Raw genomic sequence first — 15553 nt, 5'->3', positions numbered from 1 at the left:
ACATCCTGTGGCAATGTACTTTTTTCGCAGACTGTTACTGATCATTCCGACCTTGTGGGCCATTATCACACTCAACTTTTTCATTGTGCAGATCGCGCCCGGCGGCCCGGTTGATCAGGCGCTGGCGAACATTCAGTTTGGCCAGACCAGCGGCATGCCCGGCGCAGGCGGCGCTGACAGCAGCGGAACGCGGTCCAGCCTGAATCGCTCAACGCCTGGCGATAATCAGTATCGCGGCGCACGTGGTCTGGACCCGGAAGTGATCGCCGAAATTGAAAAGCGTTATGGTTTCGACAAACCCATCGGGCAGCGCTATCTTTCGATGCTGTGGAACTACCTGCGCTTTGACTTTGGTGACAGCCTGTTTCGCAGTGCGTCTGTGTTGCAACTGATTAAAGAGAGTTTACCGGTATCCATCAGCCTCGGCCTGTGGAGCACACTGATTATCTATCTGGTGTCGATTCCGTTAGGGATAAAAAAGGCCGTGCGGAATGGTAGCCCGTTTGATATCTGGAGCAGCACGTTCATCATCATTGGCTACTCGGTGCCTGCTTTTCTGTTCGGTATTATGCTGATAGTCCTGTTTGCCGGCGGCAGCTATTTCGACTGGTTTCCCCTGCGCGGGCTGACCTCGCCGCAGTTTGCCACCCTGCCCTGGTACGGCAAGGTGGAGGATTATCTCTGGCATATTGCGCTTCCGGTGCTGGCTACGGTCATTGGCGGTTTTGCTACTTTAACCATGCTGACCAAAAATGCGTTTCTTGATGAGATTCGCAAACATTACGTCGTCACCGCCCGGGCTAAGGGGGTTTCCGAGCGCCGTATCCTGTACCACCACGTGTTCCGCAATGCGATGCTGCTGGTGATAGCCAGCTTCCCCGCCACCTTTATCAGTATGTTTTTTACCAGCTCGGTCCTGATTGAGGTGATGTTCTCGCTGAATGGTTTAGGTCTGCTGGGATTTGATGCTACCGTCCAGCGGGATTATCCGGTGATGTTTGGTACCCTGTATATTTTCACCCTGATTGGGTTGCTGATGAATATCCTGAGTGATTTGACCTACACGCTGGTTGATCCTCGTATTGATTTTGAGAGGCGATAATGCAGATTTCGCGTTTAAACCAGCAACGCTGGCAGCGCTTCCGGCATCATCGACGCGGCTACTGGTCGCTGTGGATTTTTCTGTTTATCTTTGTTCTTTCCCTGTGTGCCGAGCTGGTTGCCAACGACAAGCCGCTGCTGGTGCACTATCAGCACCGCTGGTACGCGCCCCTGTTTTTTAACTACAGCGAAACTGACTTCGGCGGCGACTTTGCGACGGCAGCCGATTATCAGGATCCCTGGCTGCAACAGCGGCTGGAAAAAGCGGGTTGGGCGCTCTGGGCACCCATTCGCTTTGGAGCCAATACCCTCAATTTTGCGTCACAGGTGCCTTTCCCTTCACCTCCCTCGCGACAAAACTGGCTGGGTACTGACGCCAACGGTGGCGACGTGCTGGCGCGGTTGCTGTACGGTCTGCGTATTTCGCTTCTGTTCGGTCTGCTGCTTACGCTGTTTTCCAGCGTCATCGGTATCGTCATTGGCGCAATACAGGGCTACTTTGGCGGCAGAACAGATCTGATAGGACAACGACTTACAGAAGTCTGGTCCGGTATGCCTTCGCTGTTTTTACTGATTCTGCTGTCCAGCGTGGTTCAGCCCAGCTTCTGGTGGCTGCTGCTGGTGACCGTGCTGTTTGGCTGGATGAGCCTGGTCAGCGTGGTCCGAGCCGAATTTTTGCGTACCCGCAACTTTGACTATATTCGCGCGGCGCAGGCGCTGGGCGTCAACGACGCACGCATCATGCTGCGGCATATGCTGCCGAATGCGATGGTCGCTACGCTGACCTTTCTGCCTTTTATACTGTGCGGTTCGATTACCACGCTGACGTCCCTCGATTTTCTAGGTTTTGGCTTGCCCATCGGTTCGCCTTCGCTGGGTGAACTGCTGCTGCAGGGAAAAAATAATTTGCAGGCACCGTGGCTGGGTTTATCTGGCTTTTTTACGCTGGCGATACTGCTGTCGCTGCTGATTTTCATTGGTGAAGCCGTACGCGACGCCTTCGATCCCAGTAAAGGAGTCTGAATGGACGCGCCGCTGCTTGCCGTTAATCACCTTTCCATCGCCTTTCGTCAGGGCAAACAGCTGCATCAGGTCGTGAAGGATGTTTCACTGTGCGTTGAGGCGGGAGAAACGCTGGCGCTGGTAGGCGAATCCGGCTCGGGAAAAAGCGTCACGGCCCTGTCAGTCATGCGGCTCCTGCATGAGGCCGCCGTCGTCTATCCGCAGGGAGAGATTCTGTTCGCCGGTGAGAACCTGTTAACGGCATCAGAGCAGCGCCTTCGCGGACTGCGTGGCAATCAAATGGCGATGATTTTTCAGGAACCCATGGTTTCTCTCAATCCGCTGCACAGCATCGAAAAACAGCTGTACGAAGTTCTGTCTTTGCATCGCGGGCTGCGGCGGGAAGCGGCACGGGCAGAGATTATTCGCTGTCTGGATCGCGTCGGTATTCGCCAGCCCGCCTCGCGACTCAATGATTTTCCGCATCAGCTCTCCGGCGGTGAACGCCAGCGCGTCATGATCGCCATGGCGCTGCTTACCCAACCGAAGCTGTTGATTGCCGATGAACCGACGACCGCACTGGATGTCACGGTACAGGCGCAAATCCTTACCCTGCTGCGTGAACTGCAACAGGAACTGAATATGGGGATGCTGTTTATTACGCATAACCTGAACATCGTTCGTCAGCTGGCGGATAACGTGAGCGTCATGCGCGCCGGTCAGGTGGTGGAGCACAACCGCAGCGCGGTTCTGCTTCGTCAGCCGCAGCACGCTTACACTCAGCAACTCCTTGCGGCCAATCCGGAAGGCCGCGCCGTGCCGCTCGCGGCCGAATCTCCTGTGATGCTGAACGTGGCGCATTTGCGCGTCACTTTCCCTCTGCATCAGGGGCTGTTTAAGCGTAAAACGGGCGAAAAGATTGCCGTCAACTCGATCAGTTTTCGCCTGAAACGCGGGGAAAGCCTGGGGCTGGTGGGCGAATCCGGTTCGGGGAAAAGCACCACCGGGCTGGCCCTGCTGCGACTGATAGCCGCTCAGGGCGAAGTCTGGTTTGATCATCAGCCGCTGCATCAACTGTCACGTAAACAGCTGTTGCCGCTTCGCCGCCGTATTCAGGTAGTGTTTCAGGATCCTGACTCTGCGCTTAATCCACGCATGACCGTCCTGCAAATTATCGCCGAAGGGCTGGCGGTGCATTTTCCGCAGTTGAGTGCGGCACAGCAGGAAGAGCGGGTTATCGCGGTGATGGCAGAAGTCGGGCTGGACACGGAGAGCCGCCATCGTTATCCGGCAGAGTTTTCGGGCGGACAGCGGCAGCGAATCGCCATTGCACGCGCACTGATTCTGGAGCCTGAACTGCTGTTGCTGGATGAACCCACATCATCGCTGGATCGCTCGGTCCAAAAACAGATTCTGGATCTGCTGCGTGGGCTGCAACAGCAACGTCAGCTCAGCTATGTGTTTATCAGCCACGATCTGGAAGTGGTTCGCTCGCTCTGCCATCAGCTGATCGTCCTGCGACAGGGAGAGGTGGTGGAACAAGGTGACTGTGAAACGTTATTCGCCGCCCCACAGCAAGCCTATACTCGCGAGCTGCTCAGGTCAGTGGCGCTCAGCGACCAATAAAGGTCTCCGCAATCGCAACGCCCTGGTTTTTCAGACAGCAGTTCGTGGCGCTTTCATCACAACGGCGGATAAAAAGACAGGGTTGCCCTTCGCACTCGGCAATTTTGCCGTCGACCTGAATGGCGGCCAGCATGTCTTTCAGTTCATGCAAAATCTCCCAGGCGGGCACGCCATCATGGCTTATCAGACGAAGCGCGATAACATCGTGCTCTTCTGAATCCGTATCGTCAGTCTCAATCACGCTATGACGATCGCTCAACCAGCGAAACCGCTGGGGTAAACGATGCACCACCGAAAGTTGCAACATAGTGATCAGTATCTCCAGAGAATGCAGCCAATTCACCACTAACGGTATCAGCATCGCGCGCCGAACCTGTCATGCGCGTTATCAGCCAAATTGCGAGTTGAATCTCATTTTGGGCTATATGTACCGCGTTTAATGATAACTAACAATCATTTTAGACCCAATGTGATTACTTTATTTGCTATTTTTTTTCACAAATAAGAAACATTATTGTCTTTGCAGGTCAGGACAGGCGACAGCGAAGGCTGCCGCCTGCTTAGCGGGCGGCAGAATGCGGACGTGACGCGTAGAGAAAGAGCGCAACGGAGAGCGTTGCACAGAGCGCAATGGTGCCCACCATAGGCCAGGCACTGTTAAAGCTGAACAGGGAGAGCAGCGCACCGGCCAGTGCGCCTACGCCGAAACGTAGCGTGCCCGCCAGTGAAGACGCCGTACCGGCCATGTGCGGAAATTCATCCAGAATTACCGCCATGGCATTTGATGACACCATGGACACACAGCCGATAAACATGGCGATACCGAAGACCAGCGGCAAGAACCCCAGATCAAACGCGCTGACCACCAGCAACCAGACGCCCATCGCAAACTGCACCAGTAACCCAAAACGGAACAGGGTGACAGGGCCAAAACGGCGCACCGCGCGGCTGTTAATCAGGGTCATGATGAACAAAAACACGATATTCAGGCCAAAATAATAGCCAAAGCTTTGCGGCGAAATATGATTGAGCTCGATGTAAACAAACGGGCCCGCATTGAGAAAGGTAAACAGTCCCGCAAAGGAGAACCCGCTCGACAGCATATAGCTGAACGCCCGTTTATGGCGAAATAAAGCCACAAAATTCCCTAGCGTCGTGCGCAGATGAAAACGCTGGCGCTGCGCAGGCTTCAGCGTTTCCCGAATCTGAGTCGCGACCAGAACGGTGGTAATCAGCGCGGCTATCGAGAGTGTCCAGAAAATGGCGTGCCAGCTCCAGAGCAACAGCAGCCAGCCACCGATAATGGGGGCCAGCAGCGGCGCAATGGTGGTGATTAACATCACGAAGGACATCATGCGCGAAAACTCCTCTTTCGAGTAGCTGTCGCGCATCAGGGCATTTATCACGACACTGGCAGCCGCAGCGGACAGGCCGTGCAAAAAACGCATCGCGATAAGCTGTTCTATTGACTGAGAAAGCGCGCAGGCTGCCGCCGCACAGGCAAATATCAGGGTGCCCAGCGTTATCACCGGTTTGCGACCATAGCTGTCGGCCAGCGGACCGTAGATCAACTGCCCAATGGCGAACCCCAGAATATAAAGATTGAGCGTCATCTGTACGCTGCCTGCGGATACCGCAAACTGACGCGCAATTTGTGGCATGGCAGGCAGATACATATCTATCGACAATGGCATCAACATCGCTAACAGGCCGAGAATGATCACCAACCCCATTGGCGAATTTTTTTCCTTGCGCACCGGCTTTCTCGCTATTTCTGTTTCAGTTCGTCAGGCAAGCCAATGCTGGCTATCTCTTCTTCTGTTAACGGGCGGTATTCTCCCGGTTCCAGGTCCTCGTCCAGGACGATGGCGCCAATGCGCTCACGGTGTAACTCCACCACCCGATTCCCCACGGCGGCGAACATGCGTTTGACCTGGTGATAGCGCCCTTCGCTGATCGTCAGCAGGACTTCCGTCGGTGTGATGATCTCAAGCTGTGCGGGTTTGGTCAGGCTCTTTTCGTTATGCAGTTGTACACCTGCGCTGAACTGCGCAGCGGTATCGTCGCTTACCGGCGCTTCAAGCGTCACACGGTAGGTTTTCTCACAATGGTGACGCGGTGAAGTGATACGGTGCGACCACTGTCCGTCGTCCGTCAGCAGCACTAATCCGGTCGTATCAATATCCAACCGGCCTGCGGCGTGCAGTTTGAATGCCATCGGTTCTTCGATGAAATAGACGATGGTAGGATGATCGGGATCGTCCGTGGAGCAGACATAGCCCTGCGGTTTATTCAGCATGAAATAGCGCGGCCCGGTCTGCATCTGAAGCACGTTGCCGTCATACTCGACCTCGTGATCGGGCTGGAGTTTGAACGCGGTATCGCGCACCACCTCACCATTAACGGTGACACGTTGACCACGGATTTCACGTCCGGCGATAGCACGGCTGATTTCCAGTTGCTGAGAAATGAATTTGTCGAGTCGCATGAATGTGTTTTGCCTGTTACTGCGGAGGGAAACTAAAACGGCGTTATTAACCGTTGAAAAAGTCTGGGAAGTATAGCCTGAACGGCGTCTCTCTGACAGCGCGTTTATAGACGATTCGTGGCATAATTGCAGCAGGTTTTCCAAAAGTGAGCAGCATGTCTTTTACTTTACGTCCCTATCAACAGGAAGCGGTGGATGCCACCGTCGCCCACTTCCGTCGTCATCATGACCCTGCCGTGATAGTGCTGCCCACCGGGGCCGGAAAAAGCCTGGTGATCGCGGAACTGGCACGCTTGGCCCGCGGCCGGGTGCTGGTGCTGGCGCATGTCAAAGAGCTGGTGGCGCAAAATCACAGCAAGTATCAGGCTTACGGCCTGGAGGCTGATATCTTTGCGGCAGGCTTACAGCGTAAAGAGAGTCAGCGAAAAGTCGTGTTTGGCAGCGTGCAGTCCGTTGCGCGAAACCTCAGCCTGTTTGACAGCGCCTTTTCGCTGGTGATCGTGGATGAGTGTCACCGCATTGGTGACGACAAAGAGAGCCAGTATCAACAGATTTTTACGCATCTGCGTCAGCACAATCCCAACCTGCGTTTACTGGGCTTAACGGCCACACCGTTCCGTCTGGGCAAGGGCTGGATATACCGTTTTCATTATCACGGAATGGTGCGTGGCGACGAAAAAGCCCTGTTCCGCGACTGCATCTATGAACTGCCCCTGCGCTATATGATTAAGCACCAGTTTCTGGTGCCCCCTGAACGGCTGGATATGCCGGTGGTGCAGTATGATTTCAGCCGCCTGACCGCGCAGGCGAATGGCCTGTTTAGCGAAGCCGATCTGAACCGGGAACTTAAACAGCAGCAGCGTATTACCCCACAGATCATTCGTCAGGTTGTGGAATTTGCCGACGATCGCCAGGGCGTGATGATTTTTGCTTCCACGGTCGAACACGCACGGGAAATTCTGAGCCTGCTGCCGGAAAACAGCGCGCTGGTCTCGGCGGAAACCCATGCCAAAGACCGCGACGCCCTGATCGCCGCCTTTAAAGCCCAGCAGCTTAAATTTCTGGTGAACGTCGCCGTGTTAACGACCGGCTTCGATGCGCCGCATGTGGACCTGATCGCCATCCTGCGTCCCACGGAATCGGTCAGCCTGTATCAACAGATTGTGGGGCGTGGTCTACGCTTGTCTCCCGGCAAGAAGGACTGCCTGATTCTGGACTATGCCGGTAATCCCCACGATTTGTTTACGCCCGAAGTGGGGACGCCAAAAGGGAAAAGCGACAATCAGCCCGTGCAGGTGTTTTGCCCTGCCTGCGGTTTCGCCAACACCTTCTGGGGCAAAGCCACAAGCGATGGCATGGTGATTGAGCACTTCGGCCGGCGATGCCAGGGCGTTTTAGAGGACGACGAGGGCGAGCGTGAACAGTGCGACTACCGTTTCCGCTTTAAAAACTGTCCGGAGTGCAACGCAGAGAACGACATTGCCGCGCGTCGCTGCCGCGAATGCGACAAGATTCTGGTCGATCCTGACGATATGCTCAAAGCCGCCCTGAAACTGAAAGATGCCCGGGTTCTGCGCTGCGGTGGCATGACCCTGGAACAGGGCCGCGATGAAAAAGGCGAATGGCTCAACGCTACCTACTTCGATGAAGACGGCACCAGCGTCAGCGAGCGCTTTCGCCTGCAAACCCCTGCACAGCGCAAGGCCTTCGAACAGCTCTTTATGCGCCCGCACCAGCGCGCACCCGGCGTGCCGCTGGGCTGGCAAACCGCCGCCGATGTGCTGGCCTTACAGCCGCTGCTGCGTCATCCCGATTTTGTTGTGGCGCGCGCCAAAGGCCGCTTCTGGCAGATTCGCGAGAAGCTGTTTGACTATCAGGGCCGTTTCCGCCGGGCCAATGAACTCCGCTAGGTCGTATTAGCGTTTGCCCCGGTGGGGGATTACGGCTATAATGCCGCCCGCTTTTGCATGTGCATCAGCGGTGTTGAATAACCCTTCTGTTACTGGGTCGCCTGTAGCAGAAATTATAAAGAGACGTATTAATGTTCACTATCAATGCAGTAGAACGTAAAGAGCAGGGTAAGGGTGCGAGCCGCCGCCTGCGCGCAGCAAACCGTTTCCCGGCCATCATCTATGGTGGTTCAGAAGCGGCTGTTTCTATCGACCTTGACCACGACCAGGTAATGAACCTGCAAGCGAAGCCAGGCTTCTACGAAGAAGTTCTGACGCTGGTTGTTGATGGTAAAGAAACCAAAGTTAAAGTGCAGGCTGTTCAGCGTCACCCGTTCAAGCCAAAACTGCACCACATCGACTTCGTTCGCGCTTAATCGCCGGGTGAGTTGAAAGTAGAAGGGCCGGTTGCGAAACCGGCCCTTTTATTTTGTCTGCGGTCAGCCGGAACGTCATGTCCGGCTCGCCATTACTTACTGCTGGTACGGCGCTGTAGCTGTTCGCGCAGGTTGGGCGGCGTGCCCTTGATGGTCAGGGTATCCGTCACCGGGTCCCAGAAAATGCGCTCGCCAAGCAGCATGGCATCAAAATTTAGCGTCAGCCCCCCGCCGCTCCCGGCAAATTTGGTTAACTGACGTAAGGTGCTGCGGTCGGCCGGGAAATGTTCTTCCAGTTCATAGCCCTGCTCCTGGGTAAAGGCTTCAAACGTTTTATCCCCCAGCGGTGGCAGTTCGCCAGACAGCGCCTTCAGCGCAATCTCTTCGCCTGCCTGAAGTTGCTCATTACAGTAGCTGTAAACCTGCTGGCGATAATTTTGCCGCTCATTTTTATCCAGATTCGACTCGTCACAATAATCATCTACCGCCTGTAACAGGCCACGGTTTTGTGCTTTGGTATCCAGACCGACTTCCGCGCCCAGGAAATCCATAAAGAAATCGGCCACTTTACGCCCGACCCGGCCGCGCAAAAAAGTCAGGTAACGGGTGGATTCCGGATTGGTTTCCCATTCGGTGAGATCGATACGTGCCACGATATCCGCATGATTGATATCCAGATAGTGCGTGCTACTGATATCCATTTGTTCGTTGACGCGCATACTGGACTGGCTGTTCAATACCGCCACCAGTAAATACTCTACCGCCAGGTAACGATACTGAATAAACAGCACCACGCCGCCTTCTGCAAAGGGATATTTTGCCAGTTCATCACGCAGGCGTCCGGTCGCCGCCCGGCTAAAGGCGAGGAAATCATCATGTCCTTTGCGACAGTTACGCAGCGCCTCGGCCAGTTCGCTTTCCGCATTAAACAGCCCGTAAGCTTTACTCTTCGCACTGTAAACACGGTGCAACTCTTCCGCCATTGCTTCGACCGTGCTGGTGGCCGGCAGTAACGAATCACGCAACACCAGCTCTAGCTGATTTTCATCACGTTTAATTAACTGATGCAAGGCAATCTGGTCGATATCCAGACTCATGGTAAACTCCTCCTGGTAGCACAGGCGCGTATTCAAACACCGCCAGCAGCAGCTTTCAACTCTCTGCATAACGCAGACCGGATGCTTTCGATAAATTTGCGGAAAAAAGTGCGTTGTTCCGGTACTATATCGCCTTTTGAGACGAGATAAGTTTTCGCTATGCCACAATCATCCCGTTACAGCGACCAACGCGTTGAACAACTCCTCGCGGAAATGGCGCAGGTTTTGCAAAAAGACCAGGCTCCCACCGATCTCTCCCTGATGGTTCTGGGGAACATGGTAACCAACCTGATTAACAGCGATGTTGCGCCTGCGCAACGCCGCGCTCTGGCTCGTTCTTTTGCTGATGCGCTACAGGCGTCGGTAGACGACAGTACTCATTAATTTGCCGGTCTGACGTAAAACTATGGTAACCAACCGACAGCGCTACCGCGAAAAAGTCTCCCAGATGATTAGCTGGGGACACTGGTTTGCTCTGTTTAATATCTTTTTCGCGCTCATTTTGGGTAGCCGCTATTTGTTGGTTGCCGACTGGCCTGCCTCCCTGGCGGGACGTATCTATGCGTACAGCAGTTGGATTGGCCACTTCAGCTTTATTGTCTTTGCCGCCTATTTACTGATTATTTTTCCGCTGACGTTCGTCGTTATGTCGCAACGTCTGATGCGGGTCCTGTCGTCGGTGGTGGCCACGGCAGGGCTGACACTGCTGATGGTCGACAGCGCGGTATTTAACCGTTTCCATCTTCACCTTAATCCGGTGGTATGGGAACTGGTGATCAATCCTGATCAAAGTGAAATGGCGCGCGACTGGCAGTTGATGTTTATCGGCGTGCCGCTGATTTTTCTGGTGGAGATTTTGTTTGCCACCTGGAGCTGGCAGAAGCTACGTAGCCTGAACCGCCGCTCTTTTGGCAAACCGCTGGCGGCCCTGTTTATCTGCGCCTTCTTTGCCAGCCACCTGATGTATATCTGGGCGGACGCCAACTTCTACCGCCCTATTACTATGCAACGCGCCAATCTGCCGCTCTCCTACCCGATGACCGCGCGACGTTTCCTGGAGCGCCACGGCTTACTGGATGCGCAGGAATATCAACGCCGCCTGGTACAGCAAGGCGATCCCGAAGCGGCGGCCGTGCAGTATCCGCTGAGCGATATCACCTTTGCGGATAAAGGTACGCGCGATAACCTGTTAGTGATCACGGTGGATGGCCTGAACAGCGCCAACACCGACACGGCGCTGCCCGCGCTAGGCGCGTTTGCCCGTCAGAACGTGCGTTTCACGCAGCACTTCAGCGCAGGGGATAACGCTGAAAGGGGGCTGTTTGGCCTGTTCTACGGTATTTCACCCAGTTATATGAACGGCGTGCTGGCGCAACGTACGCCTTCTGCCCTGCTGACGGCGCTGAGTACGCAGGGCTATCAGTTTGGTTTGTTCTCTTCTGACGGCTTCAACCAGCCGTTGTACCGTCAGGCGCTGTTGTCAGATTACTCGCTGCCTGCCAGCGGCGATCAGCCCAATGCCAGCACCGTATCGCAATGGCAAAACTGGCTGAGCACGCAAAAAGTTGACGGCACGCCATGGTTCTCCTGGCTGGCCCTGAACGGACCGGATATCAGCGGCAACAATGACAAAACCCGCCAGCGCAGCTATCTGCGCCAGGCACCGGCACTAAATGAACAGATTCAGGCGATCCTCACCACGCTACAGCAGCGTGATTTGCTGAAAAACACCGTGGTCGTGATTACCGCACAGCACGGTATCGCGCTGGAGGGCGATCCGGATAACGAGGGAAATCGCCAAAACCTGCAGGTGCCGCTGGTGATTCACTGGCCGGACACGCCCGCACAGACGGTGACGCGCCTTTCCGATCATCAGGACGTGATGGTGACGCTGATGCAGCGCTTGCTGCATGTGCGAACGAATCCGGTGAATTATGCGCAGGGTGAAGATCTGTTTGCGGCACAGCGCCGTCATGACTGGGTGACCAGTAGCGAAGACAATAAGCTGGTCATCACCACGCCGAAAGTCACGCTGGTGCTCAACAATAACGGTAGCTATCGCGCCTACGACGCAGACGGCAATACGTTGAAGGATCATAAACCCGAGCTGGCGCTATTGTTGCAGGTGCTCACAGAAGAGAAGCGTTTTATCGCTAACTGATTAATAATAAGGCAGTTAGGCGTTGGAACGCTTGCATTCGTGCTGATAATCAGTAGACTAGCTCTCCAAAGTTCGGCACGTAGCGCAGCCTGGTAGCGCACTGTCATGGGGTGTCAGGGGTCGGAGGTTCAAATCCTCTCGTGCCGACCAAATTATCCCGAAAAAACCAACCTTTACGGTTGGTTTTTTTATGTCTGTCTCCGGGCCCGCCAACCTGGCCGGCCCGACCTGTATTCAACCCCGCAGATCAATCAGCACCCGGTTCCAGCTCAGCGGCGGCAACGCCACCTGCATCTGACGACGTTCAGCCTCAGTGAGCGTGCGTGACGTTGGCACCACGTTGTCGGGCTGAGCAAAAGTGTTTTTTGCGTCCAGCGCATGACCTGCCAGTATGCTGTGTTCGGCTATCGTCCCTTCACCAAAGCCATCAAGCATAAAGGCCACATCCGCTGCATCATGCTCGTGCATATTGAGCGCGAAGAAGGCAATTTGCTGTTTCTCTTCGTTGTACACCGCCGCGCTCTGTATCTGCCGGGTTTCGCCATGCACCGTCTTCAGGGTAGGAACATTGGCAAAATAGCGTAACGCATGCCCTCGCCCGGAATGGCTCACCATCTGGAAAGGCCAGTAGATCGTCTGGCGAATGGCCTCCCCTCCCGGACGGGTAAAGATGGGGGCAATCACATTAACTAACTGGGCCAGAGAAGCCATTTTTACGCGGTCACAGTGATTGAGTAACGAGCACATCAGCCCGCCAAACGTCAGCGCGTCAAGGAAGGTGTAAGACTGTTCAAGTAACGGCGGTGCTTCCTGGTAGCGATTAGCGGGATCGGTGAAGTAATCCTGCCAGGGCTCGCCTTCGATGGACCAGATATTCCATTCATCAAACGACAGCATCATTTTTTTATCGCTACGCAGTTTGGCTTTCACATAGTCGGCTGTGGCCGTGATGGTATGAATAAAATCATCCATTCGCTGGAAAGACGCCAGGAAGTCCTGCGCATTGCCGGTGCTGTTTTCAAAATAATGGTGGCAGGAAAGGTAATCGATCTGGTGATAAAGCCCTTCCAGAACGATGCGATCCCATTCCGGATAACTGGCCTGTAACGAGTTTGAACTGCCACAGGCGACCAGCCTGATATCCTGATCGACCCAGCGCATGATTTTTGCCGTTTCACGGGCTTTTTTCACGTAATCTTCTGCACTCAGTTGCCCGGTTTGCCAGTCACCGTCCATCTCGTTACCCAGGCACCAGAATTTGAAATTGTACGGCGCTGCCCGACCATGCTGGATACGCAAATCGCTCAGCGCGGTCCCCGATGCCACATTACAGTACTCAATAAAGTAACCGGCCTCCTGCGGCGTGCCGTTGCCAAGATTTACGGCAATCATGGGCGTCAGCCCATAGCTTTCACACCAGGTCGCGAACTCATCAATGCCAAACTGATTGCTCTCTTTGGTAAGCCATGCGTAATCCAGCCGCACCGGACGCTCAGCTTGCGGCCCAATACCGTCTCGCCAGTTGTAACCGGAGACAAAGTTGCCACCAGGATAGCGTACGGTGTTAATCCCCAGATCCTGCACCAGGGCCCCCACATCCTGACGAAAACCGTGCCGATCCGCCGTGACATGACCGGGTTCATAAATACCGCTGTAGACCGCACGTCCAAGATGTTCCACAAAAGAACCGTACAGCGCGTCATTGACCTGGCCGATGTAGTTTTGTTTTTGAAAAAAGTACTTAATCATTTTCTCCCCTTCTGTCTTCTCTGTGGCGAACGCGCAGAGGCTCACTCAGAATGCGTCGATAACAGGTCGTCTTCGATGGTTTTCATTTTGGCCGTGGTCAGTATGTAGCGCGTGCGGACCAGCCACACAGAAAGCAGATAACCCACGACCGGAATCCAGACCATCAGCGTATAAATGCCCGCAATCGCGCTAGCTTTTTGAATGGCGACATTGGCCTGATAACCGGTAACCGACAGCACTGCCCCCACCATCGCGCCACTGACGGCCAGCGCAATTTTGAGTGAAAACAGGTTACCGGAGGCACAGATGCCGGACAGACGTTTACCCGTTTTCCAGTCGCCATAGTCATCCACATCGCCAATAAACGACCACAGAATGGGCGCGCCAATTTGATGAATCACTGACAGAACAAAGAACCAGACAAAGATCACCAGCACACTCTGCGCGGGCAGAAAAAAGAACCCGACAGACATCATCAGCGCGATAGCTTTGCATGCCTGGTAAACGGTGACTTTGCACCAGCGGTTGGTGAAATACGGTGTGATATAGGAACCCAGAATCCCGGCGACAATCCCGGTGCTCAGAAATAGCGTGGCATAATAATCGTTTAGCCCCATCACGTATTTGGCAAAATAAATACACGCGGCCCCGCGCACAAACGATGGAATACAATCCAGGAACATGGCAAAGACACAGACGACCCACTGATCGTTTTTCATGATTTGCCGGATAATGTTAAAGATGGAATCCCCGGCGTTGCTTTTGGGGATCACGCGCTCCCGTGTCGTAGCCACGCAAAAGACAAACAGGAACAGGGAAATCACGGCAAAAATCGTAATGACCCAAAAGAAGCCCATTTGCCGGTTGCCGTTACCGAAGAAAGCCACCATCGGCAACAATGTCAGAGTACAGAATAAGCTGGCAAAGCCAGCGCCCATAAAACGAAACTGCTGACAGGACACCCGCTCCTGCGCATTGGTGGTGATAACACCGCCTAGCGAGCAGTACGGAATATTCACACCGGAATACAGCAGTGACAAAATCAGATAGGTAATAAACGCATACAGGATCTTTGCATTGCCCTGCAAATCGGGCGTGTAAAACATCACCATACAACTCATCGCAAACGGTACGGCGAAGCCAATGATCCACGGACGAAAGCGCCCCCAGCGTGTGATGGTTTTATCAATCCAGGCGCCATAAAAAGGATCAAAAATCGCATCTGCAAAACGGACAACAAGAAAGATGGTCGCCACCACACCCGGAGCCAGACCAAATATATCCGTATAAAAAAATGACAGGAACAGGGTTATCGGGTTGAACAACATATTACAGGCTGCATCACCGGCCCCAAATCCGGCCTTCTCAATAAAGCCTACACGACCCGAGCGGTCTGACTGAACAGCGTAATCGGCATGAATGGTTGACGTTATGTGCGTTTTCATTTTCCACCTTCCTGAAAAGAGGTGGCGATAAGCATATGTTTTAGAGGTATTTTTAACCTACGATAACGCTCTCATAAGCAAAATAATAACCATATATTCCATGTATTCAGCGTATATGGGCATATATTCAGCCATTATCTCGCCTGGGATAAAACCGACAGCAGCCTGGTTAATACGCGTCAGTCACCATCAAAAATTTAATTTTCTGCAAGTATAAAACCCGACGCTAATCACCTTCCCTGTGCAAAGGAGAAAAACGCCGACGATATTATCCCTTCTCTGATTCGCCTCTTCTCTGTCTTTATCTGCAATGCGGTTTGCTGCGATGGAGACCTCCGCGCGTTACCCGCACTCACCTTCATGAGACAATGCGATGCATCGACAAAACATCGTGGTTAACGACCCGCGCTGGAACAGATAGCCGCGCACGTCAACAACAGCAGGGTCACCACCTCCGGGCTGACGGCCCGTGCCGCGCGGCTTACATTCAGGCACAAACAACATTTATTTAACCGCGGTCGCGCGAAGAGCAGGCGCACGCTACGCTTATCGCCATCA

At 54.1% G+C, this 15553-nt stretch carries 13 protein-coding genes and 1 tRNA gene; 8 read left to right on the top strand and 6 right to left on the bottom strand.

Features of this window, described 5'->3' with window-relative positions; translation table 11 throughout:
• Positions 1 to 7: 7 nt before the first annotated feature.
• Genes RAC60_RS08130 through yejF form a run of 3 tightly spaced genes read left to right on the top strand, consistent with a single transcriptional unit; the run spans position 8 to position 3729 of the window.
• Positions 8 to 1102, top strand: a complete 1095-nt coding sequence (locus RAC60_RS08130) for a microcin C ABC transporter permease YejB (RefSeq protein WP_262959296.1) — start codon at positions 8 to 10, stop codon at positions 1100 to 1102.
• Entirely contained in the window at positions 1102 to 2124 is a 1023-nt protein-coding gene (locus RAC60_RS08125) for an ABC transporter permease (RefSeq protein ID WP_039338172.1), read from the top strand. The genes RAC60_RS08130 and RAC60_RS08125 overlap by 1 nt, the downstream gene beginning before the upstream one ends.
• Positions 2125 to 3729 (top strand): microcin C ABC transporter ATP-binding protein YejF, encoded by a 1605-nt coding sequence (yejF, locus tag RAC60_RS08120; protein WP_033740585.1) that lies wholly within the window; start codon positions 2125 to 2127, stop codon positions 3727 to 3729.
• On the opposite strand, the gene RAC60_RS08115 is transcribed toward yejF, so the two are convergent.
• From RAC60_RS08115 to rsuA, 3 genes are all read right to left on the bottom strand, one after another.
• Entirely contained in the window at positions 3716 to 4036 is a 321-nt protein-coding gene (locus RAC60_RS08115; protein ID WP_054633572.1) for a hypothetical protein, read from the bottom strand. The two genes, yejF and RAC60_RS08115, sit on opposite strands and share 14 nt — an antisense overlap.
• A gap of 253 nt (positions 4037 to 4289) precedes the next feature.
• Positions 4290 to 5486, bottom strand: a complete 1197-nt coding sequence (locus RAC60_RS08110) for a Bcr/CflA family multidrug efflux MFS transporter (RefSeq protein WP_185199236.1) — start codon at positions 5484 to 5486, stop codon at positions 4290 to 4292.
• An 11-nt stretch (positions 5487 to 5497) separates the two neighbouring features.
• Positions 5498 to 6217: a 16S rRNA pseudouridine(516) synthase RsuA gene (gene rsuA, locus RAC60_RS08105; protein WP_033740587.1), complete on the bottom strand. Its 720-nt coding sequence runs from the start codon at positions 6215 to 6217 to the stop codon at positions 5498 to 5500.
• Between the two features lie 155 nt (positions 6218 to 6372).
• Between rsuA and RAC60_RS08100 the strand changes: the two genes are divergently transcribed.
• Positions 6373 to 8127, top strand: a complete 1755-nt coding sequence (locus RAC60_RS08100) for a DEAD/DEAH box helicase (RefSeq protein ID WP_054633436.1) — start codon at positions 6373 to 6375, stop codon at positions 8125 to 8127.
• A gap of 131 nt (positions 8128 to 8258) precedes the next feature.
• Complete coding sequence (rplY, locus tag RAC60_RS08095) at positions 8259 to 8543, top strand: 50S ribosomal protein L25 (protein WP_006119974.1); 285 nt, start codon at positions 8259 to 8261, stop codon at positions 8541 to 8543.
• A 92-nt stretch (positions 8544 to 8635) separates the two neighbouring features.
• Here rplY and yejK read toward each other — a convergent pair whose 3' ends face one another.
• Entirely contained in the window at positions 8636 to 9640 is a 1005-nt protein-coding gene (yejK, locus tag RAC60_RS08090) for a nucleoid-associated protein YejK (protein WP_033740589.1), read from the bottom strand.
• A gap of 159 nt (positions 9641 to 9799) precedes the next feature.
• Between yejK and RAC60_RS08085 the strand changes: the two genes are divergently transcribed.
• The 3 genes from RAC60_RS08085 (at position 9800) to RAC60_RS08075 (ending at position 11951) form a co-directional block, all read left to right on the top strand.
• Entirely contained in the window at positions 9800 to 10024 is a 225-nt protein-coding gene (locus RAC60_RS08085) for a YejL family protein (protein ID WP_006119976.1), read from the top strand.
• A 22-nt stretch (positions 10025 to 10046) separates the two neighbouring features.
• Positions 10047 to 11801 (top strand): LPS biosynthesis-modulating metalloenzyme YejM, encoded by a 1755-nt coding sequence (gene yejM / locus RAC60_RS08080; RefSeq protein ID WP_058708435.1) that lies wholly within the window; start codon positions 10047 to 10049, stop codon positions 11799 to 11801.
• Positions 11802 to 11874: 73 nt separating this feature from the next.
• A tRNA-Pro gene (locus RAC60_RS08075) sits at positions 11875 to 11951 on the top strand.
• 84 nt (positions 11952 to 12035) lie between these two features.
• Here RAC60_RS08075 and RAC60_RS08070 read toward each other — a convergent pair.
• Positions 12036 to 13550 carry an alpha-N-arabinofuranosidase gene (locus RAC60_RS08070; RefSeq protein ID WP_375093283.1) on the bottom strand — a complete coding sequence of 505 codons (1515 nt, stop codon included), beginning with the start codon at positions 13548 to 13550 and terminating at the stop codon, positions 12036 to 12038.
• Positions 13551 to 13591: 41 nt separating this feature from the next.
• On the bottom strand, positions 13592 to 14995 hold the full coding sequence (locus RAC60_RS08065) for a glycoside-pentoside-hexuronide (GPH):cation symporter (RefSeq protein ID WP_375093281.1): 1404 nt from the start codon (positions 14993 to 14995) through the stop codon (positions 13592 to 13594).
• Positions 14996 to 15553 lie beyond the last annotated feature (558 nt).

Origin of the sequence: Pantoea sp. BR_17, from assembly GCF_041955125.1 — a bacterium.
Lineage (GTDB): Bacteria > Pseudomonadota > Gammaproteobacteria > Enterobacterales > Enterobacteriaceae > Pantoea > Pantoea stewartii.
The sequence above is the reverse complement of the archived record's forward strand: the minus strand, read 5'-3'. Positions and strand labels throughout refer to the sequence as shown.

What these genes read in the sequence shown, in the direction of transcription:
- RAC60_RS08125 (WP_039338172.1), top strand. Translation starts at nt 1,102, where the DNA reads ATGCAGATTTCGCGTTTAAACCAGCAACGCTGGCAGCGCTTCCGGCAT.
- yejF (WP_033740585.1), top strand. Translation starts at nt 2,125, where the DNA reads ATGGACGCGCCGCTGCTTGCCGTTAATCACCTTTCCATCGCCTTTCGT.
- RAC60_RS08115 (WP_054633572.1), bottom strand. Translation starts at nt 4,036, where the DNA reads ATGTTGCAACTTTCGGTGGTGCATCGTTTACCCCAGCGGTTTCGCTGG.
- rsuA (WP_033740587.1), bottom strand. Translation starts at nt 6,217, where the DNA reads ATGCGACTCGACAAATTCATTTCTCAGCAACTGGAAATCAGCCGTGCT.
- RAC60_RS08100 (WP_054633436.1), top strand. Translation starts at nt 6,373, where the DNA reads ATGTCTTTTACTTTACGTCCCTATCAACAGGAAGCGGTGGATGCCACC.
- rplY (WP_006119974.1), top strand. Translation starts at nt 8,259, where the DNA reads ATGTTCACTATCAATGCAGTAGAACGTAAAGAGCAGGGTAAGGGTGCG.
- yejK (WP_033740589.1), bottom strand. Translation starts at nt 9,640, where the DNA reads ATGAGTCTGGATATCGACCAGATTGCCTTGCATCAGTTAATTAAACGT.
- RAC60_RS08085 (WP_006119976.1), top strand. Translation starts at nt 9,800, where the DNA reads ATGCCACAATCATCCCGTTACAGCGACCAACGCGTTGAACAACTCCTC.
- yejM (WP_058708435.1), top strand. Translation starts at nt 10,047, where the DNA reads ATGGTAACCAACCGACAGCGCTACCGCGAAAAAGTCTCCCAGATGATT.
- RAC60_RS08070 (WP_375093283.1), bottom strand. Translation starts at nt 13,550, where the DNA reads ATGATTAAGTACTTTTTTCAAAAACAAAACTACATCGGCCAGGTCAAT.
- RAC60_RS08065 (WP_375093281.1), bottom strand. Translation starts at nt 14,995, where the DNA reads ATGAAAACGCACATAACGTCAACCATTCATGCCGATTACGCTGTTCAG.